This window comes from Melghiribacillus thermohalophilus (assembly GCF_004342905.1).
Taxonomy (GTDB): Bacteria; Bacillota; Bacilli; order Bacillales; family Alkalibacillaceae; genus Melghiribacillus; species Melghiribacillus thermohalophilus.
This window is the reverse complement of record NZ_SMAN01000003.1, coordinates 157,697-178,131: the sequence shown is the minus strand read 5'-3', so window position 1 is coordinate 178,131 and position 20,435 is coordinate 157,697. Positions and strand designations below refer to the sequence as shown.

At 41.6% G+C, this 20,435-nt stretch carries 25 protein-coding genes; 23 read left to right on the top strand and 2 right to left on the bottom strand.

The window, feature by feature from the left end:
• Window positions 1–11 precede the first annotated feature (11 nt).
• The 12 genes from EDD68_RS04600 (at window position 12) to EDD68_RS04545 (ending at window position 9,885) form a co-directional block, all read left to right on the top strand.
• On the top strand, window positions 12–1,175 hold the full coding sequence (locus EDD68_RS04600; protein WP_132371070.1) for a D-alanyl-D-alanine carboxypeptidase family protein: 1,164 nt from the start codon (window positions 12–14) through the stop codon (window positions 1,173–1,175).
• Window positions 1,176–1,285: 110 nt separating this feature from the next.
• A complete protein-coding gene (gene spoIIAA, locus EDD68_RS04595) occupies window positions 1,286–1,639 on the top strand; it encodes an anti-sigma F factor antagonist (protein ID WP_132371069.1) in 354 nt (117 codons plus the stop codon).
• Window positions 1,636–2,076: an anti-sigma F factor gene (spoIIAB, locus tag EDD68_RS04590; protein WP_132371068.1), complete on the top strand. Its 441-nt coding sequence runs from the start codon at window positions 1,636–1,638 to the stop codon at window positions 2,074–2,076. The genes spoIIAA and spoIIAB overlap by 4 nt, the downstream gene beginning before the upstream one ends.
• 12 nt (window positions 2,077–2,088) lie before the next feature.
• A complete protein-coding gene (gene sigF / locus EDD68_RS04585) occupies window positions 2,089–2,844 on the top strand; it encodes an RNA polymerase sporulation sigma factor SigF (RefSeq protein WP_132371067.1) in 756 nt (251 codons plus the stop codon).
• Window positions 2,845–3,241: 397 nt separating this feature from the next.
• Entirely contained in the window at window positions 3,242–3,859 is a 618-nt protein-coding gene (locus tag EDD68_RS04580; protein ID WP_132371066.1) for a stage V sporulation protein AA, read from the top strand.
• Complete coding sequence (locus tag EDD68_RS04575) at window positions 3,846–4,268, top strand: stage V sporulation protein AB (protein WP_132371065.1); 423 nt, start codon at window positions 3,846–3,848, stop codon at window positions 4,266–4,268. Before EDD68_RS04580 ends, EDD68_RS04575 begins: the two co-directional genes overlap by 14 nt.
• A 13-nt stretch (window positions 4,269–4,281) precedes the next feature.
• Window positions 4,282–4,737, top strand: coding sequence for a stage V sporulation protein AC (gene spoVAC / locus EDD68_RS04570; protein WP_132371064.1), 456 nt, complete (start codon window positions 4,282–4,284; stop codon window positions 4,735–4,737).
• Window positions 4,738–4,752: 15 nt separating this feature from the next.
• Window positions 4,753–5,769, top strand: coding sequence for a stage V sporulation protein AD (gene spoVAD / locus EDD68_RS04565; protein ID WP_132371063.1), 1,017 nt, complete (start codon window positions 4,753–4,755; stop codon window positions 5,767–5,769).
• Entirely contained in the window at window positions 5,769–6,119 is a 351-nt protein-coding gene (gene spoVAE, locus EDD68_RS04560; RefSeq protein WP_132371062.1) for a stage V sporulation protein AE, read from the top strand. Before spoVAD ends, spoVAE begins: the two co-directional genes overlap by 1 nt.
• A 32-nt stretch (window positions 6,120–6,151) precedes the next feature.
• Window positions 6,152–7,621 carry a spore germination protein gene (locus EDD68_RS04555; RefSeq protein ID WP_132371061.1) on the top strand — a complete coding sequence of 490 codons (1,470 nt, stop codon included), beginning with the start codon at window positions 6,152–6,154 and terminating at the stop codon, window positions 7,619–7,621.
• 118 nt (window positions 7,622–7,739) lie between these two features.
• Window positions 7,740–9,050, top strand: coding sequence for a diaminopimelate decarboxylase (gene lysA / locus EDD68_RS04550; protein WP_132371060.1), 1,311 nt, complete (start codon window positions 7,740–7,742; stop codon window positions 9,048–9,050).
• 475 nt (window positions 9,051–9,525) lie between these two features.
• A complete protein-coding gene (locus EDD68_RS04545; RefSeq protein WP_132371059.1) occupies window positions 9,526–9,885 on the top strand; it encodes a GNAT family N-acetyltransferase in 360 nt (119 codons plus the stop codon).
• Between the two features lie 106 nt (window positions 9,886–9,991).
• Here EDD68_RS04545 and EDD68_RS04540 read toward each other — a convergent pair whose 3' ends face one another.
• Both EDD68_RS04540 and EDD68_RS04535 read right to left on the bottom strand, forming a co-directional pair.
• Entirely contained in the window at window positions 9,992–10,456 is a 465-nt protein-coding gene (locus EDD68_RS04540) for a DUF309 domain-containing protein (protein WP_132371058.1), read from the bottom strand.
• 115 nt (window positions 10,457–10,571) lie between these two features.
• Window positions 10,572–10,667, bottom strand: coding sequence for a YjcZ family sporulation protein (locus EDD68_RS04535; protein WP_132371057.1), 96 nt, complete (start codon window positions 10,665–10,667; stop codon window positions 10,572–10,574).
• A 145-nt stretch (window positions 10,668–10,812) separates the two neighbouring features.
• Between EDD68_RS04535 and EDD68_RS04530 the strand changes: the two genes are divergently transcribed.
• From EDD68_RS04530 to ccsB, 11 genes are all read left to right on the top strand, one after another.
• Complete coding sequence (locus EDD68_RS04530) at window positions 10,813–11,568, top strand: segregation/condensation protein A (protein WP_132371056.1); 756 nt, start codon at window positions 10,813–10,815, stop codon at window positions 11,566–11,568.
• Window positions 11,559–12,155: an SMC-Scp complex subunit ScpB gene (gene scpB / locus EDD68_RS04525; RefSeq protein ID WP_132371055.1), complete on the top strand. Its 597-nt coding sequence runs from the start codon at window positions 11,559–11,561 to the stop codon at window positions 12,153–12,155. The genes EDD68_RS04530 and scpB overlap by 10 nt, the downstream gene beginning before the upstream one ends.
• Window positions 12,156–12,225: 70 nt before the next feature.
• Window positions 12,226–12,636: a hypothetical protein gene (locus EDD68_RS04520; RefSeq protein WP_132371054.1), complete on the top strand. Its 411-nt coding sequence runs from the start codon at window positions 12,226–12,228 to the stop codon at window positions 12,634–12,636.
• A gap of 153 nt (window positions 12,637–12,789) precedes the next feature.
• A complete protein-coding gene (locus EDD68_RS04515) occupies window positions 12,790–13,677 on the top strand; it encodes a superoxide dismutase (RefSeq protein ID WP_132371053.1) in 888 nt (295 codons plus the stop codon).
• Between the two features lie 190 nt (window positions 13,678–13,867).
• Window positions 13,868–14,968 (top strand): D-alanyl-D-alanine carboxypeptidase family protein, encoded by a 1,101-nt coding sequence (locus EDD68_RS04510; protein WP_132371102.1) that lies wholly within the window; start codon window positions 13,868–13,870, stop codon window positions 14,966–14,968.
• Window positions 14,969–15,553, top strand: a complete 585-nt coding sequence (locus EDD68_RS04505; RefSeq protein WP_132371052.1) for a nucleoside recognition domain-containing protein — start codon at window positions 14,969–14,971, stop codon at window positions 15,551–15,553.
• 1 nt (window position 15,554) lies between these two features.
• The gene (locus tag EDD68_RS04500; RefSeq protein WP_132371051.1) at window positions 15,555–16,088 is read left to right on the top strand and encodes a spore maturation protein; all 534 of its coding nucleotides are present in this window, start codon (window positions 15,555–15,557) and stop codon (window positions 16,086–16,088) included.
• Between the two features lie 112 nt (window positions 16,089–16,200).
• Entirely contained in the window at window positions 16,201–16,944 is a 744-nt protein-coding gene (locus tag EDD68_RS04495) for a pseudouridine synthase (protein ID WP_132371050.1), read from the top strand.
• 53 nt (window positions 16,945–16,997) lie between these two features.
• Window positions 16,998–17,549, top strand: a complete 552-nt coding sequence (resA, locus tag EDD68_RS04490) for a thiol-disulfide oxidoreductase ResA (RefSeq protein ID WP_132371049.1) — start codon at window positions 16,998–17,000, stop codon at window positions 17,547–17,549.
• Between the two features lie 20 nt (window positions 17,550–17,569).
• Window positions 17,570–19,198, top strand: coding sequence for a cytochrome c biogenesis protein ResB (gene resB / locus EDD68_RS04485; RefSeq protein WP_132371048.1), 1,629 nt, complete (start codon window positions 17,570–17,572; stop codon window positions 19,196–19,198).
• A 34-nt stretch (window positions 19,199–19,232) separates the two neighbouring features.
• Window positions 19,233–20,420, top strand: a complete 1,188-nt coding sequence (gene ccsB / locus EDD68_RS04480; protein ID WP_132371047.1) for a c-type cytochrome biogenesis protein CcsB — start codon at window positions 19,233–19,235, stop codon at window positions 20,418–20,420.
• Window positions 20,421–20,435 lie beyond the last annotated feature (15 nt).

The window sequence follows — 20,435 nt, the reverse complement described above, 5'->3', positions numbered from 1 at the left end:
GAGGGAAGACTATGAAAAAATGGTTAACCACTTTGCTTGTACTCACCTTTATATTTGCCTTATTTGGTATCCCGGTCAGTGCCGAAGAAGAAGATGTAAAACTGGCTGAGCATTCAAAATCAGCCATTCTAATGGAAAAACATTCAGGTGAAGTGATTTATCAGAAAAATCCCCATGAAAAATTGCCTCCCGCAAGCATGACAAAAATTATGACAATGCTTCTCGTCATGGAAGCACTGGAAAAGGGGGCCATTGAGCTTGATGAAACCGTTCGAATCAGTGAATACGCTGCATCTATGGGAGGTTCTCAAATATATCTAGAGGCCGGAGAAGAAATGTCAGTGGAAGACTTATTAAAAGCTGTCGCAGTCGCATCCGGAAATGATGCTGCTGTCGCCCTGGCGGAACGGGTTGGCGGCAGTGAAGACGCTTTTGTCAAAATGATGAACGACCGTGCCAAAGAGTTAGGACTGGAAAATACCCGGTTTCAAAATTCTACAGGACTCCCGGCCAAACAGCATTATAGCACTGCTTATGACATGGCTGTTATGGCAAAGGAATTGCTCAAGTATGATGAAATCACAAAATATACCAGTATCTATGACGATTATTTACGAAAAGGGACCGATGATGAATTCTGGCTGGTCAATACGAATAAACTCGTAAAATTTTATGAAGGGGTGGACGGACTAAAAACCGGCTACACCGATGAAGCAAAATATTGTTTGACCGCGACAGCTCACAAAGACAACATGCGGGTAATTGCGGTAGTCATGGGTGCTGAAACCCCAAAACAGAGAACAGCTGATATCACGAATATGCTTGATTATGTGTTTCAGCAATATGAGGCAAAACCAATTTATAAGAAGCATGAAACGGTTGATACGATAAAGCTTTTGAAAGCAAAGAAAGAAAACATTGATGTAGTTACCCGGGATGACGTCTCCATTCTTCTCAAAAAGGGAGAAAAAATGGATAACTTGAAAAAGAGCATTGAATACAAAGGCGATTTAACCCTTCCCATCAAAAAAGGGCAACCGGTTGGCATGTTAACGATCTCGAACAAAGAAAAGGTCATACTGAAAACCCCCCTGATCATAAATGAAAACGTAGAAAAAGCAGGAGTCTGGGATTTGATGAAACGCAGCATGAAAAGATTTGTCAAAAATTCTTAAAGAATAGTAGCCTGAGTTGAATCTGTACTACTTTTGTCAGCAGGCAGGAAATAACCAGTGAAAAAGCGAAAAACTCAACTAGCATATCACACATAAGGGAGGAGCTAGTTTTGAGTTTTTCGGTTGAGTTTGATAAAAAGCAAAACGTTCTTCTTGTAAGAATGTCTGGAGAATTGGATCATCATTCTTCAGAACAGTTAAAAACCAAGTGGAAAGAACAACTGCATAATCAGGATATAAAACATGTGGTGATTAATCTGGAAATGCTAAGTTTCATGGATAGCTCTGGCCTGGGAGTCATTCTTGGCAGGTACAAAGAAGTGAAACAAATCGGCGGTGAAATGGTGGTCTGCTCCATTTCTCCTGCTGTTCAGCGTCTTTTTGAACTGGCAGGGATGTTTAAAATCATCCGGCTGGAAGAAAACGAGAAGTATGCTTTGATGAGTCTGGGGGTGGCATCATGAATAACGAGATGCACCTCAAGTTCTCGGCCAGAAGTGAGAACGAGTCGTTTGCACGTGTATCTGTCGCCGCGTTTGTTGCCCAGATGGATCCGACCATGGATGAGTTAACGGAAATCAAAACGGTTGTTTCGGAAGCGGTCACGAATGCCATTATTCATGGATATGGAGAAAACGGGGATGGAATGGTTTATATTGATTGTTACCTGCATGATGGGGCTGTTGAAATTGACATTCGCGATGAAGGGGTAGGCATGGAAAATGTGGAACAAGCCCGTCAGCCTTTATACACATCTAAGCCAGAACTGGAACGTTCAGGGATGGGCTTTACGATTATGGAAAATTTCATGGATGAAGTTGAGGTGTCTTCTGCTCCCGGTCATGGTACGACAGTCAAAATGAAGAAATTTTTTAAAAAAAGCGAAACCTTATGTAATTAAGGGGACTTGCGTATGGATGTAGATCTGAATCAATCAAAAAAGGATGGGCAATTGTCTGATGATGAGGTGAAAAAGCTGATTGCTAAAAGCCAGGAGGGGAATCAAGAAGCTAGAGACCTGCTGGTAGAGAAAAACACCAGACTCGTCTGGTCCGTAGTTCAGCGTTTTATGAACCGGGGATATGAAGCGGATGATTTGTTTCAAATCGGCTGTATTGGGCTTTTAAAATCCATTGATAAGTTTGATTTAACCTATGATGTAAAATTTTCAACTTATGCTGTCCCCATGATTATCGGTGAAATCCAGCGATTTATCCGTGATGACGGGAGTGTAAAAGTGAGCCGTTCTTTGAAAGAAACAGGCAATAAAATCCGAAAAAAGAAAGACGAGCTGACGAAAAAGTTTGGCAGATCACCTACCATTCAAGAGCTGGCAGATGAGATGGATTTATCACCGGAAGATATCGTATTTGCACAGGAAGCTTCTAAGTCACCCCATTCCATCCATGAAACGGTTTATGAAAATGACGGAGACCCGATTACTTTGTTAGATCAGATTGCAGATGAAGACGGCAAATGGTTCGATAAGATTGCCTTAAAAGAAGTCATTCGCCAGCTTGATGAACGGGATCGTCTGATTATTTATTTGCGTTATTTTAAAGATAAGACCCAAACAGAAGTAGCGGAGCGTTTAAATATTTCACAGGTTCAGGTATCGCGGCTTGAAAAAAAAATTTTAACCCAGATTAAAAACGAACTGAAAACATAGATCCTTGTCCGGTCATGATGAAACCCATGACCGGTTTTTTTATCTGGCAAATCCTGTTTTTTAAACCAATGACGTTGTAAGAGGGTTATCGCGGAAAGAATTCCTTGTGATCAGGGCAGCGGCATCAAAAATACTTCCTATAAATAACAGAAGGAAGGGATCGGTTTTTTCTAAGTATTTTCATCCGCTTTGGGATGAGCAAAACGAATTAATCAAAGTCATGATTGGTCTGTGATGATATGATTGGAACCTTTCAACTGGCTTAGGGTAACAAAAGGTTTGCTCAGTTTCTATATTAGTTTTTATCCTCCATTCCATTTAATTTCCATACTGAATAACTGAATGAACCAATCGGTCGCTACACATAATATGAACAAATGGCCGGGAGGGAATGGCAATGGGGGATGTGGTTTACATTCGTTTGAAAAACTATATAAAGGCAACGGAAAAACAAAAGCTTATGCTGAAAGATATTGCCTACATTACAGGTAATTCGAAATTTATTCCCAGACTAAAACATACATTTATTTATCAACTTAAATCGAGTGATCAAAAATATATTGTCATGGATATTTTTACAGTAATCACGGAGCTTCATGAACAGTTTCCAAACATCGAGTTTCAGCCTGTCGGTCCAAATCAGACGATCGTAGAGATCGAACGGAGGAAGAGGCAGCCAAACCTGCTAGCAGTAACCGGTATCTGGATTCTTTTGTTCGTAGGTTCGGGCATGGCCATCATGAATTTTCACTATGATGTAAGTATGCAGGAAGTTCAGCAAAAACTTCATTACATGCTAACAGGTGAACAGCAAAAATTCCCTCTCTGGATTCAAATCCCTTATTCTATTGGGTTAGGTCTGGGGATGATTCTGTTTTTTAACCATGTATTTAAAAAACGGTTTAATGAAGAACCAAGTCCCCTGGAAGTAGAAATGTTTAATTATGAACAGGATCTCAATCAATACGTAATCATGAAAGAAAATAAAGTGGGCCACAAAGATGATCATCCATAATTTGCTCCAATTCATGATAGGCCTTGCCGGAGGACTGGCTGTGGGAGCAGGATTTGTCGCATTCTTAACAGTCCTTGGCATTATCCCAAGATTAATACAATTAAGCAAAACCAGAAAATATATTCGTCTCTTTGAGGGAAGTGTTATACTGGGTGCTCTGTTTGGAACCATTCTTTCCTTTGAAGCCATTCATTTTAGCATGCCAAAAGTCTTTCTGATTTTCTGGGGACTTTTACACGGGGTATTTGTCGGCATGCTTGCTGCTGCATTAACAGAAGTGCTGAACGTATTTCCCATTTTAACGAAACGGATTGGTGTCGAGAGTAAGCTGATCTGGTTGTTAATGGCTCTTGTTCTGGGAAAAATATTTGGATCGCTTTTTCAGTGGGTGTTCTTTGTGAGAATTTAGGGAGTGATGACAGATGAGCAAGCAATTCCACCCAAATAACTATAAAGATACAGCAAAGACTTATCAGCCCAGACCGAATGTATTTCTCAATTGTCTGAAGGCCTTTTTCGTCGGCGGCTTGATTTGTGTCATAGGTCAGGGGCTGATCCAATTATATTCCACTGTTTTCGATTTTACTGAAAAAGAGGCAGGCAATCCTACATTGACAACCCTCATTTTAATTTCTGCCATCTTAACGGGTTTTGGTGTCTATGACAAACTCGGGCAATTTGCAGGGGCAGGTTCAGCAGTTCCTGTAACTGGTTTTGCGAACACCATTACGAGTGCAGCTTTAGAACATAAAAGTGAAGGACTGGTTTTAGGAGTAGCATCCAACATGTTTAAACTGGCTGGTCCTGTTATTGTCTTTGGGGTTGTTTCAGCCTATATTGTTGGGGTCATACGCTATCTGATCCAGCAACTCATGTAGGGGGTCTTTACAAAAATGCGAAAAATGGGAACACAAACGTGGCTGTTTGAAAATAAGATTTATGTGAATGGTGCCTCAACGATATCTGGTCCCAGAGAAAAGGACGGGCCGCTAGGACATACATTTGATTACTCATATGATGACTTGTACTGCGGAGAAAAAAACTGGGAACTGGCAGAGAGGAAATTGCTTCAGCATTCCATTGACGTCTGTTTGCAAAAAGCGAAGGTGACAAAAGATCAGGTCGATTTGTTTTTAAGTGGTGATTTGCTTAATCAAAACGTAACTGCCAATTATGTAGCACGCACATTGCCCATTCCTTATTTATGCATGTTTGGTGCATGTTCCACTTCAATGGAGACAACCGCAGTTGCCAGTGCACTGGTCGATGCCAAATTTGCTGACTATGCCATAGCAGCGACAAGCAGTCATAATGCTACAGCTGAACGACAGTTTCGTTACCCGACTGAATATGGTGCACAGAAGCCGTTGACGGCAACGACTACAGTTACAGGTGCAGGATCTAGTCTGATTTCAAGAAATCGATCTGACATACGAATTGAAAGTGCGACGATTGGCAAGGTAATGGATTATCAGATTGGAGATCCTTTTGACCTGGGTTCAGCCATGGCTCCGGCTGCCTATGATACCATTAAGACCCATTTTCAGGATCTGGGCAGAACCCCTGAGGATTATGACTTGATTTTAACCGGTGACTTATCGGCAGTTGGAAGCCCCATATTAAAAGATATGTTAAAGGAAGACGGCTTTCATGTAGAAGACATTCATAATGACTCAGGGTCGATGATTTATAATAGCGAACAGCCTGTTTTGGCGGGAGGAAGCGGATGTGCCTGTTCCAGCCTCGTCACTTATGGTTATGTGTTTAATCAACTCCGAAAAGGAATGTTTAACAGAGTGTTTATAGTAGCTACCGGTGCTTTGATGAGTCCTGTAATGATTCAGCAAAACGAAACTATACCAACGATCGCCCATGGAGTTGTGTTTATGCGAGAGGAGATGAGTGAATAATGGACTATGTATGGGCTTTTGTCATTGGAGGAGGAATTTGTGTCATCGGTCAATTGCTCTTTGACCTGACAAAGCTGACCCCCGGACATATTATGTCCATGTTTGTCGTAACAGGAGCTGTTCTAGATGGATTTGACCTTTATGATCAATTCATTCAGTTTGCTGGTGCCGGTGCCATAGTACCTATAACCAGTTTTGGCCATTCTTTGCTTCATGGGGCAATGACTCAGGCAGAGGAGCACGGCTTCCTTGGCATTGCGATCGGAATATTTCAAATGACATCTGCTGGTATTGCATCGGCGATTTTATTTGGTTTTATCGTAGCGGTTATATTTAAACCAAGGGGATGAGGATAAACGATAGAAAGGAACGGACGTTGATGATGAAAAACCCTCAGCAGACCCACATATCTTCAAAAATAAAAGATAATGAAGCCTACATGAAAGAAAGAGTAGGTGTGGGCACTTCATTTGATCTCGGTTTTCGCCAGATGAAAATTTTAAAAAAAGATGTTCAGCTTTATTATTTAACTGGCTTATGTGATACCTCCTTTATCATGGAGTTAATGAAAAAGCTGGTGGAAATTAACGATAATGAATCAAATCGTGCAAAGCTCAAAGAAATCATTTTCAATCGTCTAGTCCATCAGCAGGTGGAAACAATTAGAACCATGGATGAAGCGGTTGATCAGCTCTTATCCGGACTGATTGTCATATTTATCGATGGTGAGAACGAAGCCTTTGTTATTGATGTTCGCAAATATCCAGGCAGAAGTCCCGAAGAACCCGATACCGAACGGGTCGTGCGTGGCTCAAGAGATGGGTATACAGAAAATATTATACAAAATACAGCTTTAACCCGCAGACGTATTCGGGATGAGCGTTTGCGTTTTGAAATTCTGAAAGTGGGGGAGCGCTCCAAAACAGATATTTGTATTGCTTATCTTCAGGATGTGGCAGATCCGGGGCTAATTGATCTCGTAAAACAGGAAATCGAAAGTATAGAAATTGACGGATTGTCCATGGCTGATAAAACGATTGAGGAGTTTTTAGTAAAACAGGGGTTTAATCCTTACCCGCTTGTACGCTATACCGAACGGCCTGACGTCGCTTCAGCACATCTGTTTGAAGGGCATGTCGTCATTATCGTTGATACGTCTCCGAGTATGATCATAACACCTACGACTTTCTTTCATCACGTCCAGCATGCAGAAGAATACAGGCAGTCACCTGCTGTCGGATCTTTTGTTCGCTGGGTTCGCTTCCTTGGGATTTTGACTTCCATCTTTTTATTGCCTTTATGGCTATTGTTTGTAACCCATCCCGAATTGTTACCGGAAGGAATGGATTTTATCGGACCCAATGAGGAAGGAAACATTCCAATTGTATTACAGCTCATTTTGGGAGATATCGGAATTGAGTTTTTGAGAATGGCGGCCATTCATACCCCGACCCCATTATCGACAGCCATGGGCCTCATTGCGGCTGTTTTGATCGGTGAAATCGCCATCCAGGTCGGGCTATTTATGCCGGAGGTCATTTTGTATGTATCCATCAGTGCCATTGGAGCATTTGCCACACCGAGCTATGAACTGAGTGTCGCCAACAAAATCGCACGAATTGCTCTGTTGATCGTTACGGCATTCTTCGGTATAGAAGGATTTGTCATTGGGGTAACATTGTACATTTTGCTTTTAGCCAGGATTCATTCGTTAAACACCCCTTATTTGTGGCCGTTCCTCCCGTTTAACGGAAAAGCGCTATCCCAGATTTTATTCCGGGTATCTGTCCCCCTTGGCAAACACAGGCCTGAAATCGTCCATCCACAAAATGTTAAGCGCCAACCCGAGTAAAAATGTATTGAATCCTTTACATTCATGTGGTAAATTATTTTTAATACATTAGGGTGCAAAAGTTAGTGAGGCGGTGATGAAACTGTCCTCACTATTTTTATAACGGGAGGACAAATTGATGGAAATCAGCAATCATCTGATGTTTGCCGGAATGGATGCAGTGGAGCTGGCCAAAAAATATGGCACGCCTCTTTATGTTTACGATGTGAACAAAATACGCGAAAATGCGAGAAGTTTTATTGATGCGTTCCAGAAATGGGGCGTACCTTTTCAGGTGGCCTATGCCAGTAAAGCATTCTCTTCTATAGCCATGCTTCAAGTTGCCAGACAGGAAGGTTTAAGCCTTGATGTTGTATCGGAGGGGGAACTGTATACGGCCATGAAAGCAGACTTCCCGGCAGAACGGATCCATTTGCACGGCAACAATAAAAGTTATGATGAGTTGAACATGGCATTCGAATATCAGATTGGCTGTATCGTAGTTGATAATTTTTATGAGATCGACATGATCAGTCATCTTACCAGAAAACATGGGCAGAAAGTCAAGGTGCTGCTCCGGATCACACCGGGAATTGAAGCCCATACCCATGACTATATTTTAACGGGCCAGGAGGATTCCAAATTTGGCTTTGATTTGCTGAGTGGACAGGCTGAACAGGCGCTGCGTCAACTGATAGATGAAAACGATATAGATGTTATTGGTGTGCATTCCCATATCGGTTCGCAAATCTTTGAAACAGCTGGATTTGTAAAAGCTGTGCAAAAAATTTTTGAAGAACTGGAAAAATGGCGGGATCGATATCACTTTACAGCATCTGTTGTAAACCTCGGGGGAGGATTTGGCATTAAATACACGGAAGAGGATGACCCAAAACCCCTTGATCAATACGTTGGAGCACTGGTTTCAGAAGTTAAACATCAGGCTGGTAAACGAAATCTTCCTCTTCCTGAAATCTGGATTGAACCCGGACGTTCCATCGTAGGGGATGCTGCTATATCGTTGTATACGATTGGTTCTACCAAGAATATCCCGGGATTGCGTAAGTATGTTTCTGTTGATGGGGGAATGAATGATAATCTTCGTCCTGCGCTGTATCAGGCAAAATATCATGCCGTTGTAGCCAATCGTATGAATGAACCGAAAACCGAAACCGTTTCGATTGCAGGAAAATGCTGTGAGTCCGGAGATATGCTCATATGGGATCTGGATGTACCGACTGTCCAGAGTGGCGATATTTTAGCCGTATTCTCAACAGGGGCTTATGGATACTCCATGGCAAACCATTATAACCGCTTTCCGAAGTCAGCCGTTGTGTTTATAGAAGATGGAAAGGACCACCTTGTAGTCCAACGGGAAACATATAAAGATTTAGTCAAAAACGATCTTCCTTATCAAATACCGCAAACGTCATGCAATGTTCATAAATAAAGGTGGGAAGTTTTATTTGCATCTTTATCAAAAGTCATTATAATAATAACAGGTATACAGTGATCAGTAATAATAAGGCCCGTCCTGTGGTACACATATCCCGAACAGGGAGAACTTTGCTGCCGTGACGGGCCTCCCCTTTGGTGATGATCAGACCGTTTTGTTCGGAAATGTGTTTGTTTTAATGTCCGGGAGGTTATAATGAGAAGGAAAAACATTTTTTTATTCGTCGCTTTGTTGATGATTGGACTAATATGGGGCTTTCTTTACTGGTTCTTGTTCTTGTTATAAATTTGACAAATGTATTTTCCAGGATTATAAATATAAATACAAATAATCCTGGGAGTAATAATGATGAAAAAGCCAAAATGGAAAAAGGATGAAACCTATCTGTTTGTCATATTGATGGTGATTGCTGCCATCCTTTTGTTTTCTCTTTTAGGGAAGATATTTTCTTAAATAATGAGGGATTCAAATGTTAGTACGATATAAAAAAAACTTTGAAAAAATCGCAATGGGGTTATTATCTTTTATGCCAGATGAAAAAGATGTAAAAAAACTTCAGAAGACCATCAAAGACTATGAAAACAATCCAGACTGGAATCTTTTTCTCTGGAAAAAGGAAGATGTGCTGGGAATTATCGGTGTGCGCATGGAAGATGATAAGAAGGTTGTAATCCAGCATATCAGTGTAAATCCTTCTCATCGGAATCAGGGTATCGGAAGAAAAATGATCGAAGCAGTTAAAGACTTTTACGGTGAAGAGTACGTCATTTGCGCCAACGAAAAAACCGAATCCTTTGTGAAAAAATCGGAACAAAATCACGCCGATTAGCTTTTTAAAGCTTATTAACTCAATGGACACAGCGCCTGGCCATCTTAGCCAGGCTTCTTATATTTTTCCCCCAAAAAATTGGCTGGATACTGGGACATACATTGACTTATTGGCGATTTTTATGTCTGTCAACCAGCTGATAATTGGATAAATCACTTTTTGAGGGGAAGGGATGGTTCCATTCACTGCACCTTTTTTTTATAGCTTTTTTCAGTTCATTGTGGGTTATCGGTATGCATACATCGACGTAAGGCTTGTCTTCAAGAATGCGAGATTCGATTTGTGTTAGCATGATGAAAAATTCACGCCTGTCTAAACCGAAAGAACTCAGCATATCTTGATGTTTTTGGAACTTTTGTATGCTTTTTTGAATAAGGCGCTTTGCTCCTGGTGTGTTTCCCCTTCGGTAGTGGTATAAAGAAACCGAAAGCTGGATAAAGGCTACCCATATGGAATCCCTGTCAAGGGGATATTCTTGTTTCCACCGTTCTTCTAATATTTCATGACATTCAAAATAATCCCTTGTACAATGAAAATGGGCAAGATATTCGATAAATGCCTGATCAAACATAGCATCCTCTTCCTTTTGTAAACATCTTGTTCTGTATGTCTGGTATAGATAGTTTTATTTTAACATAAAAAAAGTGCTAAGCCTGAAAAAGGCTCAGCACTTACGGGGCCTCTTTTTAGTAGAAGCCATAACCCCAGGAAGCCCCGACAATGATTAACAGGATGAACAACACAACAATTAACGCAAAACCTCCGCCATAGTAACCGCTCATGAAAATTCCTCCTTTTTTAAAGGTTAACGGATAAATGTTTTTTTGGTAACATTTATCTTACGGTAATAACTTATGATGAGAATATAATGGTTGTATAGGCGCATATTCGATTTTTTTAAAAAATAATTGGGGAAGGAAACGGCCTATGGGTGAAAGATATCAGGTGAAAGTGGATGTATTTGAAGGCCCATTAGATCTCTTGTTGCATCTAATTAACCGCTATGAAATTGATATTTACGATATACCTGTTGCCGAAATTACAGAGCAATATATGGCTTATATACGTACGATGCAACATTTAGAGCTAAACATTGCAAGTGAATATTTGGTCATGGCAGCGACCCTCCTGGCAATCAAAAGCCAGATGCTTCTGCCCAACCAGGAACTGGATGCAGAAGATGAATACAGTGAGGAGGAAGATCCCAGGGAGGAACTGATGCGAAGATTAATCGAATACCGCAAGTACAAGGAGGCTGCCGGTCAATTAAAGGAACGTGAAAAAGAGGCAAACCGAATTTATACACGGCCGCCGGCTAATCTGGAACAATACGTCAGCGGTGAAGTTCACCTGCAAAACCATGGGGATGTATCCTTATTTGACATGATTGGCGCATTGCAAAAACTGTTTCAGCGCAAAAAATGGGAACAGCCCCTGGAAACTAGAATACATAAACAGGATATTCCGATTCAGGACCGAATGGTACAAATCATGGAGCAGGTTAGGAAAACAGAAGGCGGAATTTATTTTTCAAGTTTATTTCCTTATCCTGACCGGTCACATATCGTTGTAACATTCATCGCTTTGCTGGAACTGATGAAAAAGAAAAAAATCATCTGCGAACAAGAAAATCATTTTTCAGACATTGTGATTTATCAAATGGAGGATGAAGAATGGAATTAGGTCATTATAAAGCGATTACAGAAGGGTTGTTATTCGCTGCAGGAGAAGAGGGATTAACCGTGCAGCAGTTGTCTAAAATTCTCGAACTGGACCAGAGTACCGTACAAATGATCATGGACGAATTAAAATTTGATTATGAAAATGACATGAGGGGGATTACCCTTATGCAGTCCAACGAGGTATTCCATTTAACGACAAAGCCTGAACATGCCCCGTACTTTGAAAAGTGGATCCAGACACCTCATTCAAGCAGGCTTTCACAGGCAGCGCTGGAAACCCTTGCGATTATAGCGTACCGGCAGCCAATTACAAGAACAGAAATTGAAGAAATTCGTGGAGTAAAAAGTGACCGTCCCATACAAACATTGCTGTCCCGTTCCTTAATCGAAGAAGCGGGAAGGAAGGAAACAAGCGGACGGCCCATTTTATATACAACATCCAGAGAGTTTTTAACCTATTTTGGTCTGACATCTCTGGATGATTTACCTCCTCTGCCTGAAGATTTTGATGAAATGAGTGTTGAGAAGGAAGCAGACCTCTTTTTTGAGAAATTCCAGGAACGAGATCATCAGGAAAATCATTCTTAAACGCTCAGATTTCTGATTGAAAATATGGTACGATATAAACAAATCTATCATGCCAGTGGAGGGTTGGGATTTGAAAATTTTATCATGCAGCGGCAGTCAACTGGAAAAATCTTCGCGGACATCTCCGGAAGATGCTTTTATTCGTTCTCAGGTCACTTTTCAGGATGGGGACAGGGAAAAAACGTTTTCTCTGTTATATCTTGAGTATTTTGATCAGAAGTTTGCTGAATTTACACCATTTCAAGAAGACCCAATCATACAGATCGGTAACAAAACCTATGATTTTAAAGATGTAGCTGCCCTCGCAGCTTTGTTAGCCCATCCGGAATACGTGAACCGTAAAAGGGAATATGTCCATGATTTAGTCGACTTTCAGGGGTTAATGAAAAAAGCAGGGTGGGATGTGGTAAAGCAGATTTTGATGAAGCTTGCAGATGGAAAAGAATATGAGGTCAAGATTGAATCCCATTTATCAAAATAACAGCAGTGCACAAAGTATTTTGATGGAATAGGTAAGCGGATGATGAATTGATATGTGTTCAATCCAGACAGGTTCAGGGCCTTTCCGTAATAGAACGGGAAGGCCCTTTCACCATTTTTGGGCTTCTGCATAGGATAATGGCGAGGTGATCGTATGACAGCTGAAGCGATTCAATATTTAAAAGCACTGTTAAACTGGGCAGATGAAGTGGAAGAAAAAATCAGACATAATCAGCCCCTTGCTTCCCTGGAAATCTGGCGTAAAGATTTTCATCAGTGGAAAAACGACATTGAAAAGATGCTGGAGCAGCATGATCAAATCCCACCAGGAATCGTAAGAGAATTTCAGCATAAAGGTGAACAATTGGTGAAGGAAATGGCAAACCTCCTGTCCCCCGCCAGAAATGAAGACTCATCTATACTACCAGGTCAACATGTGCTACCTCCTTTGCCCTATGAATATGATGCACTGGAACCTTATATATCCAGAGAGATTATGAAACTTCATCACAGCAAACATCATAAGAGTTATGTAGAAGGATTAAATCAGGCCGAAAAAATGATTCATAAATGGAGCAAATCCAAAAATCATCATATGTTAAGGCACTGGATGAGGGAGCAGTCTTTTAATGGATCGGGGCATTTTCTTCACACCATATTCTTCTCTAATATGTCTCCTAAAGGAGGGGGAAGGCCTTCAGGGGAACTGTTCGATCGTATTGAACGGGATTTTGGCAGCTATGACCGGTTTAAAAAGTTATTTACAGAAGCAGCGCAATCTGTTCAGGGAAACGGTTGGGCTATGCTGGTGTGGGAATTGCGTTCAGGACGTCTTGCCATACACACAACAGAAAGACATCACATGTTTGCGTTGTGGGATGTGATCCCTTTACTAGTACTCGATTTATGGGAACATGCCTACTATATCCAATATAAGACCGATCGCACAACGTATATAAACAACTGGTTTCATGTCGTTTGCTGGAATAATGTTTCGAAACGATTTGCAAAAGCGAAAAAACTAAAGTGGCAGCTTGCCTGAGGGATGTCCTTTCACTTGTTTTCATCATGGAAAGAGGGGGAGCCCTCTTTTTTTTGTTTTGACGGTTCCTGATTATCCATTTCATCAGTGTCCATACTCCTTTTCTGATGGTTTTTATCATAAGCCTGTCTTAAACGCATAAATTAGTACAAACATCCATCTGGAAATGGAGGAAGCGGCATTGGATATCATGAAAAAAACGATGATTGCATTCATGTCTTTTTTTTTCATACATATCCCATTCTCTTCATCTGTCCAGGCAGCACCAGGAGTATCGGCTCACAGTGCGGTTTTAATGGAGGCTGAATCCGGTCGGGTTTTATATGAAAAAAATCCCCATGAACAACGGAGCATTGCCAGCATTACAAAAATCTTGACTGCGATTGTTGCCATTGAATATGGAAAGCTGGACGATGAGGTAACCATCAGCGAAAGAGCAGAAAGAATAGGGGGGTCATCCATCTATCTGGAAAAGGGTGAAACCGTAAAATTAAAAGATTTACTATACGGGTTAATGCTGCGGTCCGGAAACGACGCTGCAATTGCCATCAGTGAACATATTGGCGGCAGTGTCGAAGGCTTTGTTCATATCATGAATGAAAAAGCAAAATGGATTGGCATGAATCATTCACATTTTGCCAATCCCCATGGTCTGGATCAGGAAAATCATTACTCAACAGCTTATGATATGGCCCTCTTGATGCGCTATGCCATAAAAAATGATACATTCAGAAAAATCGCCGGTACGGTTTCCTATCAATCCGAAAGTGAAACGTATCCCTGGAGGAACAAAAATAAATTATTGACCAGATATTATGAATACTGCACCGGTGGCAAAACGGGATTTACTAGTCAGGCAGGACGAACGCTCGTCAGTAGTGCAGAAAAAGAAAATATGAAACTGATTATGGTCACCTTGAATGCTTCTGATGACTGGAATGATCATCGTAACATTTACGAATGGGCATACGAGACATTCGATCTGATAAAAATTGGGGCAAAAGGGGAACTGACCATCCCCCTTCCTGATGGAAAAACTGTGGAAGGTTTCCGTCCTCATGCCGTATACGTTCCATTGAGCGAAAAGGAAGAACATGAAATTACTAACCGGATTTTGATTGATGAAAATTTTGCTGATAAGAGAAATTCGGTCATTGGTAAACAGGTATTTCAGTTAGAAGGAGACACTATTGCAGAAAGCAATATCTGGTTTCAGCCGAAAGAATCCGGAAAAACCTCATGGATTGACCGGGTAAAATCCATTTTTCTACAAATGATAGGGGTTTTATAAATGGTCAATTACATCTGGGTATTTCTCGCTGCCTCAGGCATTATTTACGCGATGTGGAATGGAACCATGGATGAAGTGAACGAGGCGATCTTTAACAGCGCAGATGATGCCGTTATGCTGACCATCAGCCTCATCAGTGTACTCGTTTTTTGGCTAGGGCTGATGAAGATCGCCGAGGAAGCCGGATTATTAAAACGTCTTAGCCGATTATTTGAGCCTATTTTAAAAAAATTGTTCCCTGACATTCCGGCCAAACATCCGGCCATGGGCTATATTTTGTCTAATTTTACAGCCAATCTGTTTGGCCTGGGAAATGCAGCAACCCCCCTGGGGATCAAAGCCATGCAGGAAATGAAGAAACTCAATCCGTCCGATGAAGCTTCACGGTCGATGATTACCTTTCTGGCCCTCAACACGTCCAGTGTGACGCTCATTCCGACGACGGTCATTGCAATCCGAATGCAATATGATTCCGTGTCGCCTACGGAAATAGTAGGGACAACCATAATGGCAACATCTATTTCCACGATAGGCGCCCTGTTAGTAGATCGATTCTTTTATTTTCGAAGAGTGCGGAGGAAATAAAATGTCCTGGATTACCATGATCAGTACATGGATCATACCTTTTATAATTTTATTTGTCCTGCTGTTTGGCACATGGAAAAAGGTTCCGACCTATGAAACCTTTGTGGAAGGAGGTAAAGAAGGGGTCAAGATGGCGTTTTCTCTCCTTCCATTTTTATTAGGCATGATGGTGTCCATCTCGATCTTTCGTGCATCGGGTGCAATGGATGCTTTTGTTGCATTACTTTCTCCATTCTTGCAAATACTAGGAATTCCAGGAGAAATTGTCCCCCTTGCTCTTACCCGTCCTATTTCCGGAACGGCGGCTTTAGCCGTTACCACAGATCTAATCAAAGAATTTGGTCCTGACTCTTTTATCGGCAGACTGGCTTCCACGATGCAGGGCAGTACCGACACAACCCTGTATATATTAACGGTGTATTTTGGTGCTGTCGGTATAAAAAAAATGGGAGACGCATTAAAAGTTGGACTTATGGCGGATTTAATTGGTATAATAGCCTCGGTTATCATATGCACATATGTGTTTAGTCTATAATGTTCGCGTACGGATGCATGATTGTTGACATGTGAACCCTTGCTTTTCACAGCAAGGGTTTGTGTATGGTTACAGTTGAAGAAAATATAATACCGACACAGGAGGTAGCGTTATGTCCGGCCGGGAACGATTGCAAAAAGTGATTGCACAGAGTGGTTATACATCACGGAGAAAAGCCGAAAAACTGATCACAGACGGAAAAGTAAAAGTCAATGGAAAAACGGTTACAGAACTCGGAATCAAGGTTCACCCTGATGATCAAATCGAAGTTAATGGAATTCCACTGGAAAAAGAAGAGCCCGTATATTATTTGCTTTATAAGCCCACTGGTGTCATATCCAGTGTGAAGGATGACGGAGGAAGAAAAGTGGTAACGGATCTATTGCCGGAAGTAAAAGAACGGATCTATCCAGTGGGAAGGCTTGATTTCAACACTTCTGGACTTTTGCTCCTCACCAATGACGGGGATTTTGCCCAGCTGCTCATGCACCCCAGGCACGAAATTGACAAAGTGTACATTGCCAAAATTAAAGGCATACCGACAAAAGATAAATTGAAAAAACTGGAGTCAGGATTGCGATTGCGGGATAAAGGCGAATGGCTCAGGATCAAAAAACAACGCATTCGGTCAGTGGACAGGAAGAAGAACAAAACGATACTGGAAATCACCCTGAATGAGGGGAAAAATCGTCAGATCAGAAGAATGCTGGATGCCATCGGTCATCCGGTAGAAAAGCTAAAAAGGGAGCAATATGGATTTCTAACTCTTGGTCATATGAAGCCCGGCGAGTATCGGGAACTGAAACCACATGAAGTCAAGAGGTTAAAAGTAATGGCGCTGAAAAATGTTAAATAATTTTCAAAGTTGATGATAGTGGTAAATGATATAATGAACGGGGGAGTGATCATATGAAATCAGACAAAAAAAAGAAGAGGTTAATCTTTCGTACCGCTGTTCTTCTGGTTCTGATCGGAGCGGTCGTGACAACCCTCGTTTCAAGCTTTAGGGACGATTCAAATGTGGTCAAAGCCGGTGATCTTGCGCCGAATTTTAAATTAAAACAAGTCAATGGCGAAGAGACTTTTGAACTGAAAGAACTTCGCGGAAAAGGGGTTATGCTCAATTTTTGGGCCACATACTGTGACCCCTGCAAAGAAGAAATGCCATATATGGAGCAGCTCTACCCTGAATATAAGGAAAAAGGTATCGAAATACTGGCAGTCAGTCTCGATACAACTGAACTTGTCGTTAAAAATTTTATAGAAGATTACAACCTCACCTTCCCGATTGTTCATGATCAACGCGGGGATGTGATGGATTTATACAAAATCGGACCAATCCCTACGACATTTTTCATTAACCCTGAAGGTGAAGTCGTCCGTGTGATACAGGGGCCGTTAACCCTTGAGCGCCTTGAATCCTATTTCCAGGAAATCTTGCCAGAGCAGAATAATTCCTGACAGATGAGAGGATTTTTGCCATGAATAAAATCAAATGTGAATGTGGACATGTTAATCCAGAAGGTACCGTTTTATGCGAGGCCTGCGGGAAACCTGTAGAAAAAAACCAGCATATAGACGGCAATGAAAAGAACAAACTGTTAAACATGCGTTATGATGGAAGTGCGAGGAGGTCCCAGACATATAATAAAACCATTGTTGATAAAACATGGAACTTTTTTTCTTCGGTAAAAGTAGGTGTATGGCTGATCGTACTGGCACTGGTCGCATCTGCCATCGGGACGATCTTTCCACAGGAAATGTATATTCCCCGGAGTGTGGATCCATCCCAGTATTATCGAGATGAATACGGCATTTTTGGTCAGCTCTATTATGAGCTTGGTTTTCATAATTTGTATGGATCCTGGTGGTACATTCTTTTAATTGCACTCATTGGAGTATCACTTGTTATCTGCAGTATAGATAGAGTGGTGCCTCTTCACCGGGCCCTGAAAAACCAGCGTCCGAAACGCCACGAAGTCTTTATTCAAAGACAGAGGCTGTTCGGAAAAACAGAGAAGGTTTCAAAAGACGATATCAAGACCTTCATTGAACAGTTAAGAAAAAAGAATTATAAAATAAGTGAGGATCAGGGCCACGTTCTGGCAGAAAAAAACCGATTTTCCCGATGGGGTCCCTACGTTAACCATATTGGGCTCATTATCATTTTAATCGGAGCGATTTTAAGATTTTTCCCGTTTATGTATGTGGATGAGTTTGTATTTGTACGGGAAGGAGAGACCAAAGTCATTCCCGGTACCAATCAGCAGTACTATATTGAAAACAAAGACTTTATACTTGAACTGTATGACCCTGAAGAAGAGGAGAAGTTTGCAGAAGCGATCGTTCAGGAAGGGGGAATGGTTCCGAAAAATTTTCAGACCAATGCGGTCATTTATCAGGTAAAAGGGGAAGTGGTTCCTGGAGCTGAACCGGAACTGGAAAAAATGAAAGAAGGAGAAATACGGGTAAATGAACCACTGAAATTTAACGGTTATGCCCTTTATCAATCCCAATATCAACTCAATGAATTTAAATCGATGTCTTTTAAACTTCATCCTGCCGACAATCCGGATGATGCCATAGGTACCTTTACATTTGATATGACAGATCCAAAAAAGGAATATGATCTAGGAAACGGATACCGGGTGGTCGTGGATCAATATTTTCCAGAACTTAAGCTCGAAAACGGCGTCCCCTCCTCAGAGTCGAATTATCCCCGAAACCCGGCATTTATCTTTTTTGTTTACGGACCAGATATTGAAGAAAGAGAAACCAGTTTTCTTGCCATTGGGGCTAATATCGATCCAGGAGAGGACAACCGGTATAAACTTAGTTTAGACGGAGTAGAGATGAGAGATGTGACAGGTCTTGCCGTCCAAAAAGACCGGACCTTACCCATTTTCGCCGCAGGTGCGATCATATTTATGATTGGTGTTGTGCAGGGAATGTACTGGCAGCATCGGAGAATCTGGATTCATCCGAAAGAACAGGGCGTCTGGATTGCCGCCCACACGAATAAAAACTGGCATGGCCTGAAACGTGATATAAAGAGTGCATTGGATCAAACGTCGATTAACCCGCCGGAAGATCAGCAGGAATTGTCGTAAATCGCTGATCTTACCCGAGTAAAGGAGGATGTATATGGATTTTTATTCGATCAGCAGTAATCTGCTTTACACAGCCTTTGTCATTTATTTCATCGCAACAATATTTTTCGGGGCCACTATTCGGTCAAAAGAAGAGAGCGGGAAATCCTCAAGAGCAGCTGCGGTCGGAATTACCCTGACGATTATCGGTTTTATCGCCCAGCTCGGCTATTTTATTTTCCGCTGGATTGCTGCCGGACATGCGCCGGTGAGCAATCTGTTTGAATTTACAACCTTTTTTGGCATGATGCTTGTGTTTGCGTTTATTATTATTTATTTTCTTTACAAGTTAAATATTCTGGGGCTTTTTGCACTGCCTGTAGCCATGATTATAATTGGCTATGCCAGCATGTTCCCACAGGAATTGTCACCGTTGATCCCTGCTTTGAAAACACACTGGCTTTATATTCATGTCACTACGGCAGGGCTTGGGGAAGCCATTCTAGCGGTCAGTTTTGCTGCAGGTCTCATCTACTTGATTAAAAAAGTGGACCAGAGCAAATTAAACCTAAAAACCTTTAGCCTGGAATTTGTGCTTTACATGATTTTTGCCACGTTAGGGTTTATTCTTGTAACCTTAACATTCAATGCGATGGACTATGAGGTAGCGTTTGAATACAGGGAAAACGGTGAGGAAACAACTACTGAATATCATTTGCCTGCTATTGTGGCTCCGTATGATTCAACGATGATCACAGAAGATCGGTTTGGCCCTCTGTTTGAGACACCTGCATGGATGGAAGGAAAAGAAGCGGGACGGAAATTGAATACATTCATCTGGTCGCTATTAGGGGGGCTGGTCCTTCATGCGTTTACAATGCTCCTTTTAAGAAAAAGAGTAGCCAAAGCACTTCAGCCTCTGTTAAACAAAGTCAATCTTGACATCGTAGATGAAATTATGTATCGCTCAGTAGCAATCGGTTTTCCAGTCTTTACTCTGGGAGCTCTCATATTTGCTGCCATTTGGGCTCAGGTTGCCTGGAACCGGTTCTGGGGCTGGGACCCGAAAGAAGTATGGGCACTGGTTACCTGGTTTTTCTACGCCGCATTCCTGCATTTGCGACTTTCCAGAGGATGGCATGGGGAAAAGTCTGCCTGGCTGGCCGTGATCGGATTTGCCATTATTATGTTTAATCTGATAGCGGTTAACCTGGTTTTGTTCGGCTTACATTCATATGCTTGAAGTCTGGGGAATGAA